12 protein-coding genes are annotated in these 15800 nt (G+C 30.0%); 6 read left to right on the top strand and 6 right to left on the bottom strand.

All coding sequences use genetic code 11. The features are described from left to right. Positions 1–59: 59 nt before the first annotated feature. The 6 genes from H518_RS0102240 to H518_RS20965 form a co-directional block, all read right to left on the bottom strand. Positions 60–761 (bottom strand): ABC transporter ATP-binding protein, encoded by a 702-nt coding sequence (locus tag H518_RS0102240; RefSeq protein ID WP_028887570.1) that lies wholly within the window; start codon positions 759–761, stop codon positions 60–62. 12 nt (positions 762–773) lie between these two features. Next, positions 774–1988, bottom strand: a complete 1215-nt coding sequence (locus tag H518_RS0102235; RefSeq protein WP_028887569.1) for a DUF4374 domain-containing protein — start codon at positions 1986–1988, stop codon at positions 774–776. Positions 1989–2036: 48 nt separating this feature from the next. Next, positions 2037–4361, bottom strand: a complete 2325-nt coding sequence (locus tag H518_RS0102230; protein ID WP_028887568.1) for a TonB-dependent receptor — start codon at positions 4359–4361, stop codon at positions 2037–2039. Between the two features lie 47 nt (positions 4362–4408). Then, positions 4409–5335, bottom strand: coding sequence for a hypothetical protein (locus H518_RS0102225; RefSeq protein WP_028887567.1), 927 nt, complete (start codon positions 5333–5335; stop codon positions 4409–4411). A gap of 3 nt (positions 5336–5338) precedes the next feature. Next, complete coding sequence (locus H518_RS0102220; RefSeq protein ID WP_043706357.1) at positions 5339–5818, bottom strand: glycine-rich domain-containing protein; 480 nt, start codon at positions 5816–5818, stop codon at positions 5339–5341. Between the two features lie 716 nt (positions 5819–6534). Beyond that, complete coding sequence (locus H518_RS20965) at positions 6535–6771, bottom strand: hypothetical protein (RefSeq protein ID WP_155995109.1); 237 nt, start codon at positions 6769–6771, stop codon at positions 6535–6537. 429 nt (positions 6772–7200) lie between these two features. On the opposite strand from H518_RS20965, the gene H518_RS0102215 reads away from it, so the two are divergent. The 6 genes from H518_RS0102215 (at position 7201) to H518_RS0102190 (ending at position 15615) form a co-directional block, all read left to right on the top strand. Next, positions 7201–10236 carry an ankyrin repeat domain-containing protein gene (locus H518_RS0102215; RefSeq protein ID WP_028887565.1) on the top strand — a complete coding sequence of 1012 codons (3036 nt, stop codon included), beginning with the start codon at positions 7201–7203 and terminating at the stop codon, positions 10234–10236. A gap of 190 nt (positions 10237–10426) precedes the next feature. Next, positions 10427–10861, top strand: coding sequence for an RrF2 family transcriptional regulator (locus H518_RS0102210; RefSeq protein ID WP_028887564.1), 435 nt, complete (start codon positions 10427–10429; stop codon positions 10859–10861). Positions 10862–10906: 45 nt separating this feature from the next. After that, positions 10907–11344 carry a hypothetical protein gene (locus tag H518_RS0102205; protein WP_028887563.1) on the top strand — a complete coding sequence of 146 codons (438 nt, stop codon included), beginning with the start codon at positions 10907–10909 and terminating at the stop codon, positions 11342–11344. A gap of 197 nt (positions 11345–11541) precedes the next feature. Next, positions 11542–12264 carry an iron-sulfur cluster repair di-iron protein gene (gene ric / locus H518_RS0102200; protein WP_028887562.1) on the top strand — a complete coding sequence of 241 codons (723 nt, stop codon included), beginning with the start codon at positions 11542–11544 and terminating at the stop codon, positions 12262–12264. Positions 12265–12272: 8 nt separating this feature from the next. Continuing rightward, positions 12273–14501: a nitric-oxide reductase large subunit gene (locus H518_RS19055; RefSeq protein WP_043706356.1), complete on the top strand. Its 2229-nt coding sequence runs from the start codon at positions 12273–12275 to the stop codon at positions 14499–14501. Positions 14502–14748: 247 nt separating this feature from the next. Beyond that, entirely contained in the window at positions 14749–15615 is an 867-nt protein-coding gene (locus tag H518_RS0102190; protein ID WP_240472484.1) for a winged helix-turn-helix domain-containing protein, read from the top strand. Positions 15616–15800 lie beyond the last annotated feature (185 nt).

The raw sequence follows: 15800 nt of genomic DNA, 5'->3' as shown, positions 1-15800 counted from the left end.
AGATATCTGTTAAATACACAGCCTGGTTTGGTCTTAATGTTTTTTATTACCACTTCATATTAAGTGTGCATATGCTTTAAGTACTTTTTCTCTAAATCTTGAAAAGAGACTTGATCAGATTTCATTAAATCAACTAAGAGACCTTCTTTCATGATTCCTATGTGAGTACCTGTATCTTTGGCGCGAAAAAGATCGTGAGTTGCCATTAAAATGGCGACTTTTTGTTCTTTCATCTCTAGTAAAAGTTGTGAAAATTCATTACTTGCCTTAGGATCTAATCCAGATGTAGGTTCATCTAAAAGTAAAATTTTAGCTCCTTTTGCTCTTGCTAAGGCAATACCTACCTTTTGTCGCATTCCTTTAGAGTAGCTACTTACTCTTTTTAAGATGAAATCTTCTTGCAGTCCTGATTGTGAAAGTAAAAAAGCTAATTCATCTTTCTTTTGATTTCCACCTTGAAGACCACAAAAAAAGTGAAGATTTTCAAGCCCTGTCATATCTTGATACAATTGAAGATTTTCTGGGATATAAGATAGCCATTGTTTTGTTTTTTGTGGGTGCTTTTCAACATCAAAACCATTAACAAAAGCATTTCCAGAAGAAGGGTCTATAAAATTTAAAAATAAGTTTATAGTTGTTGATTTTCCTGCGCCATTTGCCCCAAGCAGGCAAAAAATTTCGCCTGCTTCTATTTTTAAATTTAATGAATCTAGTGCGGTGAAATCACCGTATTTTTTTGTGAGATTTTTAGCTTCTAGCATGTGGTTAAATGGTTATTTTTTTAAATCTTCTATACCTGAGATATAACCTCCAGTAGAAGTAAATAATTTACTAGAAGTATTCGAGGTAGTATCAAAACTGAATACAGCATTTTCATCATTGGTAGCTGTTGTAAATAGTAATTTATTATCCTTGTAAGGAAGAATTATCATTCTACGAGAACCATAAGTTGTTGGAAGCCCCGGTACAGCACCTAAACTTGATTTATTTTCTAGGTCTAACTCAAAATATTTAAACTGTGGCTCACCAGTTTTAAATTCATAAAAATCAGTTTCGTCTTCAACCTTTGCGGTAAAGCTTCTACCATTAGGTGTTTGATAAATTCCGTAGCAAACATTTCCTGTAGCATTTTGCATATCCATAAAATAGTTTGGGTCAAAAGAAGTTTGTCCGTTACTTATTTTTAAGAGACCACTAGGACTGTTACCTCCACTTAGTTTAGTTCCTAAACCTTGTACGTAAATATCGCCATTACTAGTTTTAATCATTCCAGTATTAGCTGCCTGTCCACCAAAAACCATCCCTGTTCTATTGTCGGCTATAATTTTTTCTACCACTTTTTGGTTTAAATCAATTACAGCAACATAAGCAGAGTCGTTTAAAGGAGCGAAATTGTTTTCGTAATGCAAGCCCATAAATAATTTACTGTCTCGTGCCATCATATCTAAATAATAAGTACGAGTAGCTTCAGGAAATCTTTTGGTAATTGAAGTTAAAGGAACTTCTCCTGTAATACGCATTGTGGTAGGGTTAAAAATAATAAGTTTTGAAATACCACCAGCAACAGATGCGTAAGCAACACTTTCACTTTCAAAATAAACTGTAGAAAAAGTATTAGCACCAGGAACCACAATTCGTTCTTCTTCAGTAGTATCTCCATTGTCGTTAAATGAATATTTAACTAAAGTTGCAGGAGCCCCAAAAGGTGAAGCGTATAATGCTTTGTTGTAAGAAACAGTACCTGAATTTCCATTTAATTCTAAAGCCTTCTCATTTCCTATGGTCGAAAAATTTAAATCTTCAACACCTTGTATATATGAGGTTTGATTAGGCCATGCACCACTTACGGTAGTAATACCAAAGTTTAAAGTAATAGGATTTGGGTCATCTTTTTTAGTAGGAGTATCATCACTACATCCTATTAATGTTATAGTTAATGCGATGTAAAATAATAGTGCTGTGATTTTCTTAAAAAATTGTTTTTTCATTTTTTCTACTGTGTTTAATCTCTCGTTTTTTCGAGTTTAAGGGTTAATTTATTTAATAAAGGTTCTGAGTGTTATGCTAAATGCCCTTCCTGGACGTTGTGCACTAAAATTGTCGAATACTTTTTTGTCGAAAATATTGGTGATTTCTGAGGTAATCGCCCAATGATTAGAAGGATGTGAAATAGTTACCCCTAAGTTTTGAGTAAATTGAGAAGGAATTATATTTTTAAAATCTTTATTTCCGTCTACTGCCCAATAAAGGTAAAATTCATTAACGTAGTTGGCAGACCACCAAAATGAAATATTATTTTTTGTACTTAGAAATTTCTTTCTATGATATCGAATCTCCCCATTTCCAAATAAATATGGAATATTAGGAAGCCTTGCGTTGAAATAACGATTGTTTACTGCTCCTGTAATACTTTTAGAAGAACGATTTCTTAAATCTTGGTAAGTCGCGTTTGCTTTTATATCAAGAGTTTTGAATGGGCGATAGCGTATTTCTGTATCTATACCAAGAGTACGTGATTTTAGTAAATTTTGATATTGCGCATAAAACTTAGAAGTACGTAGCCAAATAACATTATTTGTATTTCGGAAAAAAAGATTGGTGTCCCAATTAATTTTTTTTGAGTTTAACTGAAAACCTACATTTAAATTATGGCTTTGCTCTGGTTTTAAAAAAGGGTTCGGTTTTACTAATGTGAAATTACCAAAAAGCTCTATTTCATCAGGAAGCCTAGTAGCATATTCGTAAGAAGATTTTACCAAAAATTTCTTAGAGAATCGGTATCTAAGAGATTGCAGAAATCCGAAATTTGTAGCTTTTTGTTCGTTTGGAATATATTTTAGATTCTGAATTGCATAGCCATTAGCATTCATCCAAAAATGCTTTACACCTGTGTAGGTTGTAAAATTTCTTGAAAAATTATGCTCATATGCCAAACCAGTAGCATTTTTTAAAAGACGGGTAGGGTTTGCAAAAAAGTCTTCTCCATAAAACTCGGCAGCAATTGGGTCTTTTCCTATTCTTTTAGACCAGGCTGAAAATATATTTAAGGTAAAATTACCTTTTAGCCATGGACTGTATTTTATATTAATTCTGTTTAGGAGGTTTTGTGAAGTGAATTTTAAATTATTTCGCGAAGTAGAAATTTCACCTCCATCTGTTCGTTGACCAAAAACTTTACCATCCCAAGTATAAATATTTAAAGAAGTATCTATAAAATTACTTTTAGTATTGTTATAAGCAGTATACCATTTGATATCAGTATTATTTAGAATTTCCTTTTTTTCATATTCTAAAGATGTACCTATAGTAGTTTCGTCATAAGTAACTTCTCCGTAAGGTTGCGCCATAATTGCATTATGTTGAATATCATCTTTTAGTCCCGAATAACGGATGTTAAAAATGAGGCGGTCAGCATAATTTTTATCATAAACACCAGTGTAAAAGTTTAGTAAATAATTAGAAAAATTATCATGAAAACGTTTGACAGTTACAGGTTTTGGATTTCCAAATTCATCAGGGATTTCAACATCTACTTTATAATCATTGTCAGAATGATTGTAAAATGAATGCACTCCAAATATCCAATTTTTGTTGGTGTTTACGAATTGACCATTTAGATTTACTTTATGACTATTAAATGAGCCAGCTGAGTATGAGGCATCGAGGTAATCGGAATATGATTTTCGAGTAAGAATATTTACACCACCACCAAGAGCATCAGCTCCTAAGTTAACAGGAACAACGCCTTTATAAACTTCTATTTGGTCTATTAAACTTGCTGGTAATGCATTTAAGCCTAAACCTGATCCGAAATAAGATAGTGGAATTCCATCTATAAAAAAGGGTATAGATTTACCAGTCATTCCATTCACATAAATTTTTGCATTACTACCAAAACCACCTGTTTGCCTAATATTTACTCCAGGAATTTGCTTAACAATATCACTAGTATTTGTATTTCTCTCGCGAAATTTTTTCATTTTTACTATTGATACATTTGCGGCACTTTCTCTTTTTTGTTGAATTTTTGATTTACTTGTAATGGCTATTTCGTTAAGTTGGTTTTTCTCAGGTATTAATCCAATCTTAACCTTAGTTTCTTTAGAGGTGTTCACTGTTATATAGCTAGTTTCAAAACCTATAAAAGAAATTTCTAGTGTGTAATTTGTTTCTGATAATTTATTAAAATAGAAAGCACCATTTTTATTGGTGATGGTTCCTTTGTTTAATTTTAGTATTTGTATATGAGCTCCGGTAAGAGGGATTTCTTTGTCATCTGTAACTATTCCTGTAATACTCTTATTTTGAGAATACGCGTAATTACTTATTAATAGACAGAGTAGTAGTTTTAGAACTTTCATTAAATTTTTAATATTTAGAACTTCTGTAAATTATAGAGGTTCTGTTGCTATAATTTTATTTGTTTAATGAGTCCTTGTTCTTGCATTTCTTTCAATACATCATTTTCTTTTTCAGATAGACTATCTTTATTTAGTAGTCCATCAGATTTATCCCATAAGTCTTTAGCTTCAGGTGAAAGCCAAAAAGCTTCATCATCATCTTTTTTTAGTAAACAATCCGATCCATTTTTTTTACTTATAGATAGGATTTCTTGATTTCTGATTAAAAAATTACTTGTTTCCTCTGTTAAATTAAGTGTTTCACGTTCTTCGTTATAAAGTAAAAAGGTTTTTCCTTTGGGTATTGAAATGTGTTTAGTTTCTTCTGGAGTCATTTCAAAAGCTTCCACTTCAGTTTTCATAAGCCCCTTTAAATCAATAGCTGTTTTTACAATTTTTACAGGAGTCGGTTCTTTTGAATTGTTATGAATTATAGCTGTTTTTTCGGTTCCTTTTTCTGTTAGAGAAATAAGGGAAACTTTTTCTACCCAAAAATGATCATCAAGAGCTGTTTTTGAATATTTTATATTCCCATTATTATGAATTTCAGAAATAAGTGAATATTTACCTAAAGAAGCATTTTCTGGAACGTTATAGGTAAAATAGTAATGACGACCAGATTGTATATTTGTTAGTATTTCTACGAGTTTTTCTCGTTTGCAAGGGCCTTGAAGGTAATCAGCTATTACTAATAGGGGAATGTTTTTGTTTAAATATTTAGGCTTTTTAATAGGTTCTAGCTCTTTTTCATCTTTATTTGGGGTAGGGAAGGCAATAACATGCTTTTCAAAAAGCATGGTTATGTTACCATCTGGGTCTTTAACTCCAATTTTAACGAATGGAGATAAATGGGTGTCTTTTAAGTGAGAGGTATTGAAGTTCCAGTGTATAGTGACAGTACTACCTGGTATGGTTCTTTTTGGGAAAATACTCATTACTTACTTTTTCAATTTTTTAATATTTTCTTTACTGTATTTTTTCGGGTACAATTCAAACCATTTTTCTACTGTTTCTTCTCCGAAATAATCATAGGTAGTTGATAGGAGGAACTCTAGTTTTTTTAAATAATTTTCTCGTGATGTATCGTGCGAAACTTTTAGTTCTTCTTTTTTCTGGTCTTTTTCAGCTTTTGTAGCAGGAAGATGATGAAAGTAGGGAGTGTTCATATATTCTGTACTGAATTTATGATATAAAGGGGTAAATAAGATAAGGTTGTGCCACATCTCATCTATAATTAGCAAATCATCGGGTATAAATATTCCTGGAATTTGACTTATGTATAAAAATTTAAGTGTTTCTGATAAGATATCTTCAACTTCATTTTCTGGAACATCGTATGTATCCATAAACCTTGATATAACATTCACATCTGTAAACGATAATAACTTAGTTAGTTGGTTTTCATTTAGTTTATTCATTCTTATTGTTGAGGGTTTAGGAATTTCATAAATTTTTAAAAAGCGGTAGAATTAATTCTACCGCTTTAATTCAGAACTATAAAGTATGGTGACAGTGTCCACAGTTACTACAGTGCATGCTTCCACTTGCTTGTTTTGCTTTATTAGCTAGAATTCTTGAGATAATTGATTTCTTGTTTTTCATAATTATAATATTTTCAAGTTATATACCTACTCTATGTAATAAGGTTTTCGGTTTCCCCTAAGTTTTAATGCTATAAAGTATGGTGACAGTGACCGCAATTACTACAGTGCATACTTCCGCTAGCTTGTTTTGCTTTATTAGCTAAAATTTTAGAAATGATTGATTCTTTAGTTTTCATGACTATAATGTTTAAAAATTATACCTACTCTATAATTATAGGGTTTTCGGTTTCCCCCTTTCGTTGCAACGTTATTTTGTATATGTGAAAAATAGATAAGCGTAGGCCTTCCTATATTAGGTGTTGTTTAAATTTTTTTAGTAACTAGCTTATTTTTAGTGTAATAAGTATGTAGGTTAAAAAAACAATAGTGTAGCCTGTGTTTTTAAGCAGTTTTCACTTTTATTCTTTTAGAGAAAAACTGTTTTCATTTCATTTATAAAACTTAAGCATGCTTAAAAGCATAGCATATGTTATTTTAAATATGCCTAAATTTTATAATGAAGTTGGGGTGTAAGTGAAAAACTCTTACGGTTAAAAAGGAGGGGGGCGAGAAAATAGTTGATTAGAAGCAATAGTGCTTGAGATAAGAAAATTATAGTTTTCTAATTTCTCTATCTGAATACTATATTTAATTTCTTTAAATGTGTAATCTATAATGTTAAATGGAAGTGTGGGAGTTAGGTTGTGTGAAATGACATGATCACAAGTCGTACAATCTAATGGATGATTTTTGTCGTCGGAGTGAGACAGCATGTGTAGTCCTGCCATTTTCATAGAAATGAAAATAACAAGAAGCAAACAGGTAATGCTATTTTTTAGACGATCACTTTTCATTAAAAAAAATAATTATTCTTATTTAGTTTTAGTCAAAAGTAGAGAATTATTTCACTTAACGCAACTAAATAGCGATAAACTATTGCGATTTAGTTGCGTTATGGTGCTAAATGCCTTGCTAACAGGTGTTTTTATATTGTTTAATAAATGAATGGAGAATGTGAAAAGAAAGCAATTATTAAATAATGTTATGAGGTATTTGTTTGAAAATGAGAACGTTTTAGTTTAGTTGTTTGTTGTATAAATACGCTTTATAGTGAGGGTAAAATCCCTATATACAGGGGGCTCTATATTTATGTATAAATGTATTTTTACGAATAGAAATAAGCAATTATAGCTTATCAATATTTAAAAATAATTTTAATGAAAAATTTTAAAAAATATTTCACTTTAGAAAAAGAAGGAATAACGCACTATTTTTTAATAACTCTTAAAAAAAAATATAACATTCTTGTTAGTGGTGTATTAGGGCAATATCCGATCATAGAAATAAATGATTTTGAGAATAAAGAAATTGCAAAGCAAAAAGTAGATGCTATTATTCTAACGAAGTTAGAAGAGGATTATAAAGAAGTAGAAGCATCAAATGAACTTTCTGTTTTTTCAATTGCAATGGAGCAATTAAAGACTGAGGATGTAGCGCAGTTTGAAAAAGGAATACTCATTTTAAAAAAGCTAGTGACTATTTATTATAATAGCGATAAACATCCTTTTGTTACATTCTTAGGAGTTAAGATGAAAGATGAAAGTTTAGTTACTGTTTCAATACTGGATGAATACCTTAAAAAATACATAGATAAACTATCATCTTCTTCGTTGGTTTCTATCTTTAAAATGACATTACAAAATATTTATTTTAATTTTGAAGCAACTAGTTTTGTTTTAGAAGAAATTATAAAAAGGAAAGATTTAAAAGCTCAACTTGCTGTTGTAAAACAATTTTATAAAGCTTGTGAGTATTATGATGCAGGTCATCGATTTTGGAGTTCAACTAATCAAGATGAATTAATAGATTCTCACTTCCCTAAATTTGAATCGGAAGCATTACTTGAATTATTACGAGAAGCTTCTGGTGATTTTCTGAACACCGATGGAGGAGACTGTATGGACGAACTTTTTGCACCTGCACTACACAATACAGAAAATGTTGAAATTCAGCAAAAGATATTAGACGTTTTAGAAATTTATAAAAAAGAATATGAGGAAGAGGAGTATGTTTACGAAGGATATTTTGATGAATTATTTGAAAATATTTTAGAAGCGGCTTCAGTTAACGTAAAAAAGGGGCTTGAGAAAATAAATGAAAGAAAAGAGAGTAGAGCGTTTTTTTTAGAAGCAATAGAAGAGGTTAATCTATTAAAAATACAGGAATTCTTAGAGAAAGGGATAATTCCTGATAAAGGGCTTGTTAAAAAGATTATCGAAATATCATTAGAAAGCAAGAATTTATCTATTATTAAATTATGCAAAGAAAAAGGAGTGGAGTTTAATATTGAAGACTTATTTAATAATCCAACTGAAAATGTTGAGGTATTAAAAGAATGTATTGAGTCAGATATAGTAGATGTTACTTATATAAGTAAAAAATCAAATAAGAATCTATTATTTTTTGTTTCCGAAGATAAAATTCTTTTAGAAGCTTTACTTAAGAAAGGGGTTGATGTAAATCATATTGATGAAGATGGTAAAACTATTTTAATGCGTATATGTTCTTATGCTAGAGGCGATGAAGAGGTGTATATAGAAGGTATAAATTTACTATTAGCTTATAAAGCAAATCCTAATATAAGTGTAACTAGTGAAGGATGGGAAAAAGGAACAACAGCTTTACATTATGCGATAGAAAATAAAGCAGTTGAAATTGCTAAATTATTAATTAACGCTTCTGCTGATGTAAACGCTATGCGTGATAATGGAAATAATCCTTTAATGTTGGCGCACAAGGCAAACAATAGTGAATTGATTGATTTGTTGGTTAAGGTAGGAGCAACTGCCCCTGAAGAGGAACTTCTAAAAATTGAGTTCTTAAGATGTGCTTCTCAGAAACAATGGGATAGAATTTTAGAGTTAGAATGGGATATTATTTTAGCATACCCAGAAGATTTTACTGTTGTTTTACGTTTAGCTGAAGCGCATTATTTTTCAAGATCAAATTATGAGCAAGCTGCTATTTACGCAAAAAATGCATTACAATTAGAAGTTAATAATAGCTCTTTAAATATTCTTTTTATGAGCTCAATTAGGCTTGGGAAAATTCAAGAAACTATTGATGTGTTTTTAGCGCATAAGAAACAATTTAGCCCTGAAAGAATTTTAGCAGATAACATAATTGCAAACCTAGTTGTTGCTTATTGTGCAAGTAATCAGTTAAAAGAAGGTGTTGAAGTTTTAAGTCCTTATTTTAGTAAGGTTGAAGAATCTAGAAAGGTAAGAGGAGTTATGAGTTTTAACATCGCTTGTATGTATGCGTTGGTAAATGATACTCACGAGATGTTACCTTATGTAATAAATGCATTAGAAAGAGAGTATACTAAAGATGATTTTCTTAAGGAAAGTGATTTTGCTAATTACCATATGAATGAACTGTTTTTATTTATTTTAAATCAAAACCATAAAGAAAATATAGAATTAGAGGAATGTATAGAAGATAGTGAGACGAATACATTTAAGAAACTAAGCGTAAAAGCTTTTTATAATACTGGAACGTTCTCGTTTGAAAATGATGATCATGAGTTTACATATACAACTGGTGGTGTTGGAGAAAAAGAAAAGGTAACTAGACGATTATATATTTCTAAAGCACAGGCTTTAACAGTATATTTTAATAAGCTTAAAAAAATGCCTAATGAAGATAAAAACATGTACTTTTTATTAAAAGAAGATGATTCGTTACAAAATAAGATTCTTTTAGAAGTGCCTAATCAGTTAGATTTTTTATCAGGAAATAAAATTACAGCATCTATAGATACGCCTATAGTGTTTACAACTAATGCAAAATCAGGAGATGCTTTACTTGATTTTAATGAAGGTGAAATACCTGTGATGTCTAAAAGATTTGTTGATTTATTAAAAGAAGCTGGAGTCGATTCATTGCAAACTTTTCCTGTGTTAATAAAGAGTAAAAAGGACGAAACTGTGTGGGAAGATTACTTTGCAGTAAACTTTTTAGATGTAATAGCATGTGGTGCTTTTCCTACATCTTTATTTAAGAAAAACAAACCTAAACATGGTATTCGTTGTGAGTTGGCTATTGATACTGAAAAAGTTGTTGATACGTTGTTGTTTCGTTTAAAAGAAGAGTTGTCTACGGTTGTTTTGCATCGTAGTGTTGTTAAATATCTTATAGATAATGACCCAGAAGAGCTTGTAAAATGGGAGTTTAAAGGTGTTATTCACTAGCTTTTTATAGTGCTGTTTCTTACAAAGTTATAGCGTTTATTGTTGCAATTATTTATAGTATTAATACTTAATAAAATAAGATTAATCATTTAGGTAATTGCAACAATTTTTTTATCAATAAATATTTTATAGAGGATATGTTTGTCTGTTATGAAAATATCCTCTAAATTTGCATTATAATAATAAAAAAATGTTTTCAAAATCATGTGAATATGGACTTCGGGCAGTAATATATATTGCACAACAGAGCGCACAAGACGTTAAAGTAAGTCTATCTACTATATCTGAAGCTATAAACTCTCCGCAAGCGTTTACGGCTAAAGTATTACAACAACTCACAAGAAACAATATTGTTAAATCGATAAAAGGACCTTATGGAGGTTTTATTATAGAAAACGGTAAAATGGAAACGATTAAGCTAAGTGATGTTGTTAAGGTGTTAGATGGAGATGCTATTTATACGAGTTGTGGTTTGGGTTTAAGTGAATGTAATTCAAAATCACCTTGCCCTCTTCATTATCAGTTTGTTGAGGTTAGAAACAAACTGAAATCAATGTTAAATAACACAACGTTGTTAATGCTTGTTAACGATATGAGTATTGATACATTTTTTTTAAAAAGATAAAAAAAAATTAAATTTAAAACGGATAAAAAGATCCGTGTATACGTTATGAAAAAAACAATCATTATAACCTTTATTTGGATTGGTTTTGTAGGTGCTATAAGTTTTATGGAATCATGGTTGAAATTTCAAGCACCAGGTATAACAACTAAGCTTGGCTTAGGAATTGGAAGGCTTGTTTTTAATGCTTTAAATATAATGGAGATCGTTTTTTTAATAACGATAATTGCAAGTTTGGTAATGCCTTTAAGAAAACAAAAACTACAATTTTTATATACTTTTCTCACTGTGATTTTTATAGTAATACTACAAACATTTTGGTTGTTACCTATTTTAAATGAACAAGCAGAACTAATTATTCAAGGCATAGAAGTAAAGAAAGGTAATTTTCATTTTGTGTTTGTTTTATTGGAGGTAATAAAAATGATATGTCTTTTCTTTTTTGGATTTAACCAATTAAAAAAAATAACAAATAAAATAGAATGAAAAGAAGTTTCAAGGAATAACTACTGATTACCCTAAATATTTCAAAGAATATATAGAATCACCCTATAAAGAATACTTAAAACTTAAATAAAACCACTGAAAAATATTTATGATATAAACATCCTGAATAGTCATTTAGCACGATGCTAAATGAAAAAATGAACTATATAACTTTTAAAATCAATCAACACTAAATAATGGATATTAATAATAAAACATTAGTAAGCAATATTGTTGCAGAAAATTATAAGTCTGCTAACATTTTTAAATCTTATGGAATAGATTTTTGCTGTAACGGAAATAGAAGTATAGAAACTGTATGTAACTCAAATAATGTTAAGGAAAACATACTAATTAAGCAATTATCAGATTGCTTTAAGACAGAAACAGATACAAACAATTATCAATCTTGGGATATTGATTTTCTTTCAGATTATATTTATAATAAGCATCATAAATATATTGAAAAGAAGGTGCCTGAAATTAAACAATATCTAGATAAGCTATGTAAAGTACACGGTGTGGGACATCCAGAGTTATTTGAAATATATAAGTTGTTTACTGAGAGTGCGAACGATTTAACAACACATATGAAAAAGGAAGAATTTATACTGTTCCCTTATTTTAAAAAGTTGGCTGAAGCTAGTAAAAATAATACAGCAGTTTCTAGTTCGCAATTTGATAGTGTTACAAGCCCAATTGCAATGATGCATGAAGAGCATGATAACGAGGGGCATCGATTTAGAAAAATATCAGAATTAAGTAACAATTACGCACCTCCTGTAGATGCATGTACTACATATAAAGTTGCCTATCTTTTATTACAAGAATTTGAAAACGATTTGCACAAGCACATTCATTTAGAGAATAATATTTTATTTAAAAAAGGAGTTGAATTAGAAAAAACTCTACAAAACTAGAAGGAAACATGAGAAAAACATGGATAGCATTTATTAGCGTTGTAACCCTTTCGTTTATAGCACTAATTTGGGTTGGAACTGAAGTATATCAAACACAACCACCTATACCTGATAAGGTTGTTGTAAAAGGTTCTGGAGATATTGTTTATACAAAAGAAGATATTCAAATAGGTCAGAATGTTTGGGAGTCTATTGGAGGTATGGAAGTAGGTTCTATATGGGGGCATGGTAGTTATGTAGCTCCTGACTGGACAGCAGATTGGATACATAAAGAAGCGGTTTTTTTACTAAAACATTGGTCTAATACTGATTTTAATACATCGTATGATAATTTAGATGTAGAAAATAAAGCGGCGATAAAAGCCCGTTTGATTAATGATATTAAAACTAATACATTTAATAATACTACAAAAACAGTTACAATATCAAAAGAAAGATTGGCAGCTATTAAAGCGAATGTAAAGCACTATACCTCTATTTTTTCTGAAGGAAAAGAAGAGTACGCTATTCCTAAGGGAGCTTTAACAGATGTTGTTAAGTTAGAACAACTGAATGCCTTTTTATTTTGGACTTCTTGGGCAGCTAGTACTAATAGACCTAATGAAGATTATACGTACACTTCTAATTGGCCACATGAGCCTTTAATTGATAATGTTATAACCAAAGATTCTCTTATATGGTCTGGGTTATCAATAGTTTTATTACTTCTTTTTATTGGTATTTTAACCTTCTATTATTTAAAGAACCATGAAAAAGGAGATATTATAACGCAGCCTGAAAAAGATCCTTTGGTAGGAATGAAATTAGTAGGTTCACAAAAAGCTGTTCTAAAATATTTTATTGTTATTTCACTTTTAATTGGGCTACAAGTAGTTCTAGGTATCATAACAGTACATTACACAGTAGAGGGGCAAGCTTTTTTTGGCTTTGACTTAGCAAGTTACTTACCATATTCTATTACTAGAACTTGGCATACGCAATTAGCCGTGTTTTGGATTGCAGCAACCTGGTTAGCTACTGGTTTATTTTTGGCGCCAATGATTTCTGGGAGGGAATTCAAATATCAAAATTTTGGAATCAATTTCTTATTTGTAGCACTACTTATTATAGTATTAGGGTCTATGCTTGGAGAATGGCTTGGAGTACACCAATTTTTAGATTTAACAACTAACTTTTTCTTTGGACATCAAGGATATGAGTATATGGATTTAGGTAGATTCTGGCAAATATTTCTTGGTATAGGCTTAATATTATGGGTGTTTATGGTTGGAAGACATATTATGTATGCTATTCGAAAAAATGATGAATCTAAACAGTTGTTAATTATTTTATTAATATCAGTAGTGGCAATTGGTATGTTCTTTTTCTCTGGATTAATGTATGGTGAAAATAGTAGTTTGCCAGTTATTAATTATTGGAGATGGTGGCTGGTTCATTTATGGGTTGAAGGGTTTTTTGAAGTTTTTGCAACTGTAGTAATTGCGTTTATTTTCTCTAAAATGGAAATAATATCTGCTAGAACTGCGGGGAGAGTTTCAGTAGCATCTGCAACTATATTTTTAGCAGGAGGTATTATAGGAACTTTACACCATTTATACTATTCAGGAACTCCAGTTCAAGCCATAGCTTTGGGTGCCACTTTTAGTGCATTAGAAGTTGTTCCTTTAACATTAATGGGGTTTGAAATTAAAGAGAGTTGGACTCTTTTAAAAAGTAAGCCTTGGATGCAAAGATATAAATGGCCAATCTTTTTCTTTATCGCTGTGTCGTTTTGGAATTTTATAGGAGCTGGTGTATTCGGGTTTTTAATTAATCCACCAATTGCTTTATACTACATACAAGGGTTAAATACTACGGCAGTTCATGCACATACAGCCTTATTTGGTGTATATGGAATGTTAGGGATGGGGTTCATTCTTATTTGTTTACGCTTTTATTCTAATAGAGTATGGGAAAGTAAAAAATTAAAAAGAGCTTTCTGGCTGTTAAATATAGGCTTAGTAGCCATGGTGTTATTTAGTTTATTGCCAATAGGTATAATTCAAGCATATACTTCAATTACAAAAGGATATTCTTTTGCTAGAGATGCTGAACTATTATATTCACCTGTAGTACAAACTTTGAAATGGCTTCGAATGATTGGAGATATTATCTTTTCAGGAGGAATATATTACTTCTGTTGGTTTACTATTTCTGAAACAATTTATAGCTATAAAATTAAAAATAATGCAAATTAACATATAGTTAATAAGTAGTTTTTGTGATTATAATAAATTTCTAAACTAAACCATTACTCGATATTAATTTGAGTAATGGTTTTTATGTTGCAACTATATTGTTTACTTATTGTAGCCTATAAAAACAGCTAGTGTAATAGAAATATGATCAAAGTAAGTTTCATACGTTTAAAGAGTGTCAAAAAAGTGTAAAAGAAATGTGAATAGTTACAAAAAGTCATGAAAATGTATGTTATTTACTGGTATTATGAATAAAACAAAGATTTACATATACAGTGGCTTGGCTTTTTTTCTTTTTTTAGGGCTACTATTTTCTTCATTCAATAAAAAAAACAAAGACTTTTCAGAGAAAGTTAAAATTTCTTTACGCGATGTCGGTAATCAATTATTACTCATTAATAAAGATTCTACCTCATTGGTTTTACCTGTGGTTGAATTAGCTAATTTTAAGTATGGATTGTCGTTTAAGAGTAAGCTTTCTTTTGATCCAGGTAAATTAGTTACGCTTGTTAAAGAGAGTTTAAAAAAAGTAGCGTTGTCTGAATCTTATAGAGTAGAAGTTTTACAATGTTCAGATAACGAAGTTGCGTATAGTTATCAAATGAGTTTTTTAGTAGAAGATGTAATTACACCATGTGCAGGAAGACTTCTGCCTGAAAATTGTTATAATATTCAAGTTAAATTTATTAAAGAAGAAACTTCTATTGTTAGTAGTCTATTCTTTTTAATAGGATTGTTTCTTTTAATAATTGTTTTTGTAATAGATTTTATCTTTTTTAAAAAGAAGAAAGTAGTAAATATTGAAGCTGAAGTTAAAAGGCATACAGATATAGGGAGTTTTCAGTTTTATCCAGACCAAAATAAATTAGTAAAACAAGCGGTAGAAATATGTCTTTCTAAAAAAGAATGTGAGCTATTGGCTATTTTCGTGGCAAACCCGAATCAAATTATAAAAAGAGAAGAGTTAACAAAGAAGGTTTGGGAAGATAAAGGTGTTTTCGTAGGGCGTAGCTTAGATACTTACATCTCTAAATTACGAAAAAAATTAAAAGAAGATAAAACTATTAAGTTGATAAATATTCATGGTGTTGGTTATAAATTAGAAGTGAGTTGATTAATTTACTTTAAGCTTTTAAATATTTTTTTTGTAAACATTTTACTGTTAGTAAGTTTTTAATTAGCTGTTTGTTAGGTTATTGCGTTTTGTTTCTGTTTGCTTTATGATATAAGTCATCTTTTTTATTTTTATTTTTTTTAACTTAGAGCTATTAAGTTTAAAGTTAAATTCTCTGAGAAAAA

Origin of the sequence: Tenacibaculum ovolyticum DSM 18103 (assembly GCF_000430545.1) — a bacterium.
GTDB classification, from domain to species: Bacteria; Bacteroidota; Bacteroidia; order Flavobacteriales; family Flavobacteriaceae; genus Polaribacter; species Polaribacter ovolyticus.
The sequence above is the reverse complement of the archived record's forward strand: the minus strand, read 5'-3'. Positions and strand labels throughout refer to the sequence as shown.